General features: G+C 43.3%; 10 protein-coding genes. 1 reads left to right on the forward strand and 9 read right to left on the reverse strand.

Annotated features, from left to right (window positions below; genetic code table 11):
- Positions 1–18: 18 nt before the first annotated feature.
- The 5 genes from ACN6OV_RS12645 to ACN6OV_RS12665 all read right to left on the reverse strand — a co-directional run bounded on the left by ACN6OV_RS12645 (position 19) and on the right by ACN6OV_RS12665 (position 5,370).
- The gene (locus ACN6OV_RS12645; RefSeq protein WP_427953457.1) at positions 19–630 is read right to left on the reverse strand and encodes a hypothetical protein; all 612 of its coding nucleotides are present in this window, start codon (positions 628–630) and stop codon (positions 19–21) included.
- A gap of 225 nt (positions 631–855) precedes the next feature.
- Complete coding sequence (locus ACN6OV_RS12650; RefSeq protein WP_427953459.1) at positions 856–2,283, reverse strand: amino acid permease; 1,428 nt, start codon at positions 2,281–2,283, stop codon at positions 856–858.
- A 127-nt stretch (positions 2,284–2,410) separates the two neighbouring features.
- A complete protein-coding gene (locus ACN6OV_RS12655; protein WP_427953461.1) occupies positions 2,411–2,773 on the reverse strand; it encodes a RidA family protein in 363 nt (120 codons plus the stop codon).
- 113 nt (positions 2,774–2,886) lie between these two features.
- Complete coding sequence (alr, locus tag ACN6OV_RS12660) at positions 2,887–4,038, reverse strand: alanine racemase (protein ID WP_427953463.1); 1,152 nt, start codon at positions 4,036–4,038, stop codon at positions 2,887–2,889.
- A 72-nt stretch (positions 4,039–4,110) separates the two neighbouring features.
- Positions 4,111–5,370, reverse strand: a complete 1,260-nt coding sequence (locus tag ACN6OV_RS12665) for a D-amino acid dehydrogenase (protein ID WP_427953465.1) — start codon at positions 5,368–5,370, stop codon at positions 4,111–4,113.
- A gap of 140 nt (positions 5,371–5,510) precedes the next feature.
- Between ACN6OV_RS12665 and ACN6OV_RS12670 the strand changes: the two genes are divergently transcribed.
- On the forward strand, positions 5,511–5,978 hold the full coding sequence (locus ACN6OV_RS12670; RefSeq protein ID WP_427953467.1) for an Lrp/AsnC ligand binding domain-containing protein: 468 nt from the start codon (positions 5,511–5,513) through the stop codon (positions 5,976–5,978).
- 59 nt (positions 5,979–6,037) lie between these two features.
- Here the strand turns inward: ACN6OV_RS12670 and lysM are convergent, their stop codons facing one another.
- From lysM to fabD, 4 genes are all read right to left on the reverse strand, one after another.
- Entirely contained in the window at positions 6,038–6,511 is a 474-nt protein-coding gene (gene lysM / locus ACN6OV_RS12675) for a peptidoglycan-binding protein LysM (RefSeq protein ID WP_427953469.1), read from the reverse strand.
- 213 nt (positions 6,512–6,724) lie between these two features.
- Positions 6,725–6,961: an acyl carrier protein gene (gene acpP, locus ACN6OV_RS12680; RefSeq protein ID WP_078190054.1), complete on the reverse strand. Its 237-nt coding sequence runs from the start codon at positions 6,959–6,961 to the stop codon at positions 6,725–6,727.
- An 85-nt stretch (positions 6,962–7,046) separates the two neighbouring features.
- Entirely contained in the window at positions 7,047–7,781 is a 735-nt protein-coding gene (gene fabG / locus ACN6OV_RS12685; RefSeq protein ID WP_078190055.1) for a 3-oxoacyl-ACP reductase FabG, read from the reverse strand.
- Positions 7,778–8,758, reverse strand: coding sequence for an ACP S-malonyltransferase (fabD, locus tag ACN6OV_RS12690; RefSeq protein ID WP_427953471.1), 981 nt, complete (start codon positions 8,756–8,758; stop codon positions 7,778–7,780). The genes fabG and fabD overlap by 4 nt, the downstream gene beginning before the upstream one ends.
- Positions 8,759–8,993 lie beyond the last annotated feature (235 nt).

The following is an 8,993-nucleotide window of genomic DNA, read 5'->3' on the forward strand; positions in this document are numbered from 1 at the left end:
TTCAGTCGTTTTAAATTCTCAATTAGGTAATCCTCCTTTACAGTTGGAAAAATTAATTAAAAGTTGAGATTGGCGTAGTTGATATAAATACTTATAATTGGGAGAAGTCGCTATCGGAGCTTGAGGTAAAGACACATAGTTGGTCCGTAGCCATAAATCATTCAAACGCTTTAATGGAATATGCTCTTGATTGATAAGCGATTGAAGCACAGTAGCATGCTCTCGAACCAGTATTTTAAATTTAGCGGGTTGATGATTTAAAGCTATCTTCAATTGTTCAAAAAGTGCAGTATTTTTCTCAGAAAAATGTTTACGCACTAAATGCTGATTCAATGCATTTGGTATATCTACTTGCTCAGTTGAAGTCAATTCACCAATATAGTTTGCCCACTCACGATGATAACGCCAACGCCCCAAAACTTGCGGATTTAACTGATCTTTAGCATCAATGCCCAGCAAATCAAAATATGGTGCAACTTTTAAAGAAGGTTGATAGAGCAAATCATGCTGAATCAAATTTCTAGCCTCTATACTTAGTGCTTGATCCGTGCGTAGCCAATGCAAAAAAGCCGAGATCAACATTGCGACCACAAACACAATTCCAACCACCCACAGCGCAACTCTCATCATCTTATTCATTTTCATTATAATTAACGTTCAGATTAGCACATTTTATTTATGCTTAGATTTTCATATAGATAATACATGGTAGCCAAACTAGGTTAAATTAACTCCCCCCTCTAACGTATTCGATCTATCAAAAATAGAGATATTGCATTTACCCCTAATCAAAAAGATCAAAGCCCGCATGATGCAGGCTTTGATGATAAGGTTTATACACTACACTGAAATCAATCAGAGCTGTTCCAGCATCCGCCGTTTCACACGCGGCAAATACAGGACACGATAAGTGACCGCCAAAATCACCAACCAAAGCGGACTGACCATCAACGCTTTTAGTGTATCCGGCTCCAAGCTTAAAATAATCAAAGCAAAGAATAGAAAGGCTAAAACGATATAGCTCATCCATACACCACCCGGCATTTTAAAGGTCGATTTGGCATGATTCTCCGGCTGCTGTTTGCGATAACGCAAGTAGCAGACCATGATCAGCGCCCAAATGCTGATAAATAAAATCACACAAAGTGAGCTGGCCAAAGTGAACGCTTCAATGGTATTCGGTACAAAGTATTGCAGACCCGCACCCGCCATAATAAAGAAGCAAGAGAAAATTAAGCCCTGTGCAGGGACAGCGCGCTTAGATAATCGCGCCAATGCTTGCGGTGCCTGACCGCCTCGTGCCAAACCGAACAGCATGCGTGAGGTTGAAAACACCCCACTGTTCATTGATGACATGACCGATGACAGCACCACCAAGTTCATAATAATGGCTGAAACCGGAATACCGGCATGCAGGAACAGCGATACAAATGGACTTTGATCCGCTGGAATTTTATCCCACGGTGTTACCGACATCACTACAAACAAAGACAGCACATAAAACAGGATAATTCGGGTTGGAATCGCATTTACAGCTTTCGGCAAGTTCTTTTCAGGATCTTTGGTTTCAGCAGCCATGGTGCCTAATAGCTCAACCCCGACAAAAGCAAACAGCGCAATCTGGAAACCGGCAAGGAAACCATCTGAGCCTTTAGGGAACATGCCACCATGTGACCAAACATTGCTAAAACTCGATGCTGTTCCATCTGGCGAATGGAAGTGACTAAACACCATAAAACCGCCAATCACAATCAGGCCTAAAATCGCCAAAATTTTGATTAAGGCAAACCAAAATTCAACTTCACCAAACAGCTTGACTGTCAGCAAATTCAAACCGAGAACCAACAGCACACAACCCGCACTGATCAGTGCCTGCCCCATGGGGGTAAAGCCAACATCGGGCGGTAGCCAAAAGCCTAAATAGTTAATAATGGCAGCCAAATCCGCAATACCGACTAAAACCCAGCCGAGCCAATACGACCAGCCAATATAGTAGCCTGCACCCGGCCCAATCAGATCATGCGCCATATCGATAAAGGATTTGTAGTGCAAATTCGACAGCAGGATTTCACCCAGTGCACGCATCAAAAAGAAAAACATCAGACCAATAATCATGTAAATAAACAGAATGGATGGTCCAGCCAAGGAGATGGTTTTACCCGAGCCCATAAATAGGCCCGTGCCAATAGCGCCGCCAATGGCGATCAGCTGTAAATGACGGTTGGATAGCTTGCGCTGCAGTTCATGAGGCGACGATTGCACGTCATCTTGATGTGTAGCCATAGTTGATGTCCTTATAATGCCTGCAACGGCGCAGTTCTCGATTAACGCTAACTGCCCTGCCCAATGTCCTATTGAGCTAAAACTGCCGAAGCAAACATGGAAAATTCAAAAATAAAAACTGCACAACTTAAGGTTGTGCAGCGGTAACCGCAATTTCAATCAGCCAGTCTGGATTGACCAGCTCCGCCTGAATGGTGGCGCGCGCAGGTTTTGGTGAATCTTTCAGCCATTCTGCCCACAGCGCATTTACAATTTTAAAATCCGAAAGATTTTTCAGAAAAAGCTGTGCAGATAGCATTTTAGATTTGTCACTGCCCGCTTGAGCCAGTAATTGATCAATCGTGTTCAGCACATCCAAAGTCTGCGCTTCAATCCCAGCTTCCGGATTTTTCGGCACTTGCCCAGAGAGGTAAACCACTTGATTAAACACTGTGACTGCACTCATAAAATCGTTGCTACCGAATCGTTGAATAGGGTCTGACATGGTCATGTTTCCTTGTACATTTTCATCTTTAAGCACTAAGGCAGTGCCCGTTATTGACTGGTAAAATTAAAAATATTCGACTGAATTTTCAGTCTTTGAATTAGCCATTAAATCGATGATTAGGCCGCAGACTCAGCTGCAATACGCCCCGCATCGACAATAAAAGGGACGCGCTGAGTCACAGCGCACATCAGTTCATAACCGACAGTACCTGAGGCTTTCGCAACATCATCAATCGGCAGTACTGCGCCATTTGAAGCCTTGCCCCACAGCACCACTTCCGAACCAATGTCACTGTCAGGCAAATGGGTTAAATCCACCGCCAGCATATCCATACTGACGCGGCCAATCAGACCGGATGCCTGACCATCAATCAACACCGGCGTACCCATTGGTGAGGCACGCTGATAACCATCGGCATAGCCGCAGGCTGCAATACCAATACGCATGGTTTTTTCTGCTACAAAATTAGAGCCATAGCCGACGCTTTGCCCTGCCTGCAAGGTCTGCACACCGATAATTTCGCTACGTAGCGTCATCGTAGGCTGCAACTGCCAATCGCGAATCGTATGCTGTGGATAATCAGGAGAACTGCCGTAGAGCATGATGCCGCTGCGGACAATATTGGACTGCAACACCGTTGAATGACGTAAAATTGCAGCGCTGTTGCTGACGGTGACTGGCGCAGGAAACTGCTGAACCATCTGCTGGAAACATTGGTATTGATAGGCAATGCCCGATTCGCCAAAACGCTCACCATCGGCATCTGAAAAATGCATCATGTGTGTCAGGCTGCGTACAATACTCAATTTTTGCAGTTCACCCCATGCTTCGACATAAGCTTCAGGAACAAAGCCCAAACGGTTCATGCCTGAGTTCATTTTGACAAAAATATCAAACTGCGCTTGCGGATAACTGTATTGAAATTGGCGCAGCCAGTCGATTTGATGTTCGCTATGTACGCTAAAACTCAATTTGAGCTGATGGCAGTCCAGTAAATCCTGCAGGCTGAAAATGCCTTCCAGCAGCAAAATATCCCCTTGCCAGCCCAAAGCACGCAAGCGTTTAGCTTCCGCAATATCCAACAAAGCAAAACCATCTGCATGTTTGAACGCCTCATAGACGCGCTCTATGCCGTGACCATAAGCATTGGCTTTAACCACCGCATAAACGTGCGCATCAGACACATTCTGTCTGGCAAATCGCTTCGCCACATGTAAATTATGCGCTAAGGCATCTAAATGAATAACAGCTTGTATCGGCCGTGACATGCTCTTCTTCCTTGAATCGGTGAATAACAAAAATGCGGTTTGCCGAGCTATTCACCCTGCAAACCGCATTCTTTATGCTGCATGTGCGTAACGCTGCAGCGATAAGCCTTCTGTGCTGATCTCGGCCTGTTGTCCTAGTACAAGGTCACTGATCAATTTTCCTGAACCGCACGCCATGGTCCACCCCAATGTGCCATGACCGGTATTCAAAAATAGATTGTTGTACTTTGTCCGCCCAATAATTGGTGTGCTGTCCGGTGTCATCGGCCGCAAGCCAGTCCAGAACGAAGCTTGCTCTAAATCGCCACCCGGGAACAAGTCACGAGTCACCATTTCCAATGTGCCGCGGCGGTCCTGATTCAAGCCTAAATTAAAGCCACTTAATTCAGCCATACCACCTACGCGGATACGGTTGTCAAAACGGGTAATGGCGATTTTATAGGTTTCATCCAACACGGTAGATTGCGGTGCATGGCTTGGGTCTACAATCGGCACGGTTAATGAATAGCCTTTCACTGGATAAACCGGCAAATCCAAATTCAGCGGTTTTAAGAAATCACGTGAATAACTGCCAAAAGCCAAAACATAGCGGTCTGCAGTCAGGACTTTGCCATTGACCAACACACCTTTAACTTCACCGCCTTCGACAATCAGTTTTTCAACATTTTGATTAAACTGAAAATCAACACCAAGTGTTTTAGCCTGTTCAGCCAAAGCATTGGTAAATAAGTAGCAATCACCGGTTTCATCATTTGGTAAATGCAGACCACCAACCAATTTATCTTTGGCTTCTGCCAATGCAGGCTCAACTTTGCTTAAACCATCACGATCCAGCAATTCAAACTCAACACCCGTTTCTTTTAATACTTCGATATCACGCTGCACCGCTTCCAGCTGCGAATCTTTACGGAACAACTGCAAAGTACCTTTTGAACGGTTTTCATAGCTGATACCTGTTTCATCACGCAAAGTGCGTAAGCAATCACGGCTATATTCCGCCACACGCAGCATACGTTCTTTATTGATCGCATATTGGTCTGCACCACAGTTTTTTAGCATTTGCATCATCCACTGCAATTGCCACATACTGCCGTCCAGCTGCACTGCTAATGGTGCATGATGTTGGAACATCCACTTCACGGCTTTAAAAGGAATACCCGGCGCTGCCCATGGGGTCGAATAGCCTGGAGAGATTTGGCCGGCATTACCAAAACTGGTTTCTTCTGCAGGTCCAGACTGGCGATCCAATACTGTGACTTGAGCACCTTGTTTTGCCAAATAATAAGCACTAGTAACACCAATCACACCGCTGCCTAAAACAATTACACGCATAGTCTTGACCTTGACCTTATCCCTAGTTTATTTAACTAGTATATTTTGGGTTAAATAGTTAATCTTGCTGTTTTAAAGACTTTATTTCAGTTGATTCACATGTTTTGTCGTGTAATTACAAAAAAGACAGGGAAAAATCAATGCGTAAATTAGACCGTATTGACCGCATGATTTTAGACATTCTGCAAAAGAATGGCCGCATCGCGATCAGCGAGTTGGCATCCCAAGTCAACCTCTCAACAACACCCTGTTCAGAGCGAGTCAAACGGTTGGAGCGCGACGGCATTATCATGGGCTACTATGCACGACTGAATCCTGAATTAGTCGATAAACGCTTGCTGGTTTTTCTGGAGATTAAACTCTCAGCAAAATCAGGCGACGTTTTTGAACAAGTCGCGCGAGACTTATCTGAGATTCCTGAAGTACTGGAATGCCACCTGATTTCAGGAGACTTTGACTATTTAGTAAAAGCACGCTTAAAAGAAATGAGTACCTACCGTAAACTTTTAGGCAACCTTTTGAAAAAACTGCCGGCATCGGCATCTTCACATAGCTATGTGGTGATGGAAGAAGTGAAAGAAGACTTATATTTAGCTCTAGACACTTAAAATATATCCAATATAAAAAAACCACTGCATTGCAGTGGTTTTTTATACGAAGTACTCAACTAAGCAGGAATACGCAGCACTTGGCCCGGAAAAATATCATCTGCATCTTTCAATAATGGTCGATTGGCTTCAAAAATTTTATTGTATTGGTTAGCATCGCCATAAAATGCTTTGGAAATTTTCGATAAATTATCCCCAGATTTCACAGTGTAAAACTTACTTTCTGGTTCCGGACTGGCTACGGTTAACTGATCATCCACCTGTGCAACATGATCAATATTCCCCACTGCCAAAATAATTTTTTCACGGTCTGCTTGGCTTTGTACCTGACCTTTGACCGTTGCCAAATCTGAAGTTGAGTTATAACTCACCGACAAGCCTGTGATAGGCAAACCTAAGCTTTTTACATGACCCAATAACTTATTCGCAATTTCTTGAGCAGAGGGCTCAGCTGGCGTTGTTGGTGCTGCTTGTGGTTCAGCTGCTGCGGTATTTTTCTTCCCAATACCTTTGACAAAATCAAAAAGACCCATATTTTTCTCCGTTGTTTTACTGTTTATTCAAAATTTAATTAAAATTGTGGCTTTATTTTTATAGCTAAAAAGTAACCAGTTTTGAGTAGCAGTTGGTAACAGAAACGTAAGCTAATGTAAAAAATCAAAGCATGTCTTAAACCTAAATGCTCAGGCATAAAAAAAGCCACCAAATTGGTGGCTTTTTAAAATCAGCATCGCTGAAATCTAGAATTAACCTAGTTTTTTAGAAACGTAGTCAATTGCAGATTGTACAGTAGTGATTTCGTTAGAATCTTCATCAGGAATAGTGATGTCGAAATCGTTTTCGAAAGACATAACTAATTCAACTAGGTCTAGAGAATCTGCACCTAAGTCATCCATGAAAGAAGCTTCGTTTTTGATCTCGTCTGCTTTAAGACCAAGTTGCTCAGCTACTGCTTGTTTTACGCGTTGTTCGATATCGCTCACAGGAATTCTCCTCATTGCTTGTGGCGTTTTTAATGCCGTTAGTTTAATTGAATCTAAATCGTTTTGAAAGTTTATACTTAAGCACTTAGCTCATGTATAAACCACCATTTACATGTAATACAGTTCCGGTAATATAACTCGCCTTTTCAGAGGCAAGGAAACTCACGGCATTCGCGATATCTTGCGGCTCACCTAAACGGTTTAATGCCACTTGATCACTCATTTTTTTACGAATTTCTTCGCTTAACTGTTCTGTCATTTCTGTTGCAATAAAGCCCGGAGCCACTGCGTTTACAGTGATTTGGCGGCTTCCCATCTCTTTTGCAAGGCTGCGACCGAAGGCCTCAATCCCTGCTTTTGCAGCAGAATAATTTGCTTGTCCAGGGTTAGCAAAATGTGCAACCACTGAACTAATATTAATAATTCGGCCAAAACGTGCTTTGGTCATACCCTTTAAAACACGTTTAGAAAGTCGATAAACGGCTTTCAAATGAATGTTGAGAATGTCATCCCAATCATCTTCTGACATACGAAGTAACAAATTATCTTTGGTAATACCAGCATTGTTCACCAAAACCAATACAGAACCAAAGTTTTGCTCAATGTCTGATACCAATGCATCAATTGCAGTTGCATCACGTACATCTAGAACTTTACCCGCACCATTTTCAGCAAAAGCAGCAGATAATTTTTCTGCACCCGCTTCTGATGTTGCCGTACCTACAACAAAATAACCGTCTTGAATCAATTGCTGAGCAATTGCTGCTCCAATCCCTCGGCTCGCACCTGTTACTAAAGCAACTTTGCGTTCTTGTGTCATGCAATTTTCCCTTCTGCCACTAAAATGGCATTCAGTGCATCTTCCAGACGACTTTTACTGTCGAGTGGGAATGCTTTTTCAATATTTGGCAAACGTTTTGCGAGATTCGCAAGGACATTCCCTGGACCACATTCAGCAATGTACTGAATACCTTGGTCCTGCAAGTACTGCATGGTCTTTGTCCACTGTACAGATTCATATAACTGTGCAGTTAACGCCTGACGTAATTGCGCCACATCTGTTGCAATTTCAGCGCCTACATTTTGTATTACAGGTATAGTAGGCAGCTCAATGGCAGTTTGTTCCAATGCTGTTGCGAACTGTTCAGCAGCTGGTTTCATCAGTGAACAATGCGATGGAACTGAAACAGGCAGTGCAATCGCTTTGCCGCCATTTTCTTTCGCAGCAGCCATGACTGCTTCAACCATAGCTTTATCACCAGCAATGACAACTTGACCTTGTGCATTATAGTTTGCAGCTTCAACCGAACCTTCGCCCTCAGCTTGTGCACATAACTCAAGAACTTTGGCATCTTCTAGGCCTAAAATAGCCGCCATTGCACCTTGACCTTCTGGCACGGCACTTTGCATGAGTTGGCCACGCAAATGTACCAACTTCACCGCATCGCCTAAGCTCATTGCGCCTGCAGCCACCAATGCGCTGTATTCACCCAATGAATGCCCTGCAAGGTATTTTGGTGCAACACCACCGAGTTCTAACCACACACGCCATAAGGCAATACTTGCAGTCAGTAACACCGGTTGGGTAAATTCTGTTTGATTTAAACCTTCACCGCTTTGCGCAATGTGCCAAAGATCAAAACCAACTGCGTCAGATGCTTCGGCAAAAGTTTCCTGCACACGACTAAACTGTTCTGCAAGTTCAGCGAGCATGCCGACTTTTTGTGAACCCTGCCCCGGGAACACGAATGCAGTTTTTGTCGCTTGAGCTGCTTGTTCAAGTTGTTTAGCAGACATAAAAAAATCCTTTATCAAGATTGGTAAATTGATGCCAATTGGACACTAATTCAACACAACCCCATGTAAGCTTATTTTAGGGACGGAAATTTAACACTTAATTTTTGTCTTGGTAATTGCCAAATGCAACAAAAAATCGATACAAAAAAAGGGAGCTCACGCTCCCATTTTTTCTACTAAGCTTGACGCTTAATACATCACCAATTATTCAGCAGATGCTTTAGCGAATAATTGA

The organism is Acinetobacter sp. (assembly GCF_050285345.1).
In the GTDB taxonomy this organism is placed as follows: Bacteria; Pseudomonadota; Gammaproteobacteria; order Pseudomonadales; family Moraxellaceae; genus Acinetobacter.